Origin of the sequence: Azospirillum doebereinerae (assembly GCF_003989665.1) — a bacterium.
Taxonomy (GTDB): domain Bacteria; phylum Pseudomonadota; class Alphaproteobacteria; order Azospirillales; family Azospirillaceae; genus Azospirillum; species Azospirillum doebereinerae.
The window spans coordinates 1-420 of record NZ_RZIJ01000091.1; the positions used below are offsets into that span (position 1 = coordinate 1).

1 protein-coding gene is annotated in these 420 nt (G+C 70.7%); it reads left to right on the plus strand.

Going from position 1 to position 420, the window contains the following annotated elements; genetic code table 11:
• Positions 1-121: 121 nt before the first annotated feature.
• Positions 122-420 (plus strand): NAD(P) transhydrogenase subunit alpha part 2 (locus tag EJ913_RS31335; protein WP_127005232.1); only part of this gene is annotated, 299 nt, incomplete at its 3' end.

Below are 420 nucleotides of genomic sequence, written 5' to 3' on the forward strand. Positions count from 1 at the left end.
ACCGTCAACTGGGACGACGAGATCGTCAAGGCCATCGCGCTGACCCGCGACGGCGCCGTCGTCCACCCGGCCTTCGCGGACGCCGTCCGCGAAGCGCAGCCCGCTTGAGGAGGCGGATCCCATGGAACACCCGGATCCCGCAAGCAATCTGGCCGCTTTCCGCACCACGCTGGCGAGCCTGAGCCAACAGACCGACGCGCTGGCCGTCCAGGTGGCGCAGCTCTCGCCCGCCCTTCCCGTGGCGGACGCCGCCGGTCACGGCAGCTTCTTCGTCACCGGCCTGACGGTGCTCGTGCTCGCCTGCTTCGTCGGCTACTACGTCGTCTGGCGCGTCACCCCGGCCCTGCATTCGCCGCTGATGGCCGTCACCAACGCCGTCTCCTCCGTCATCATCGTCGGCGCGCTCGTCGCCGCCGGACC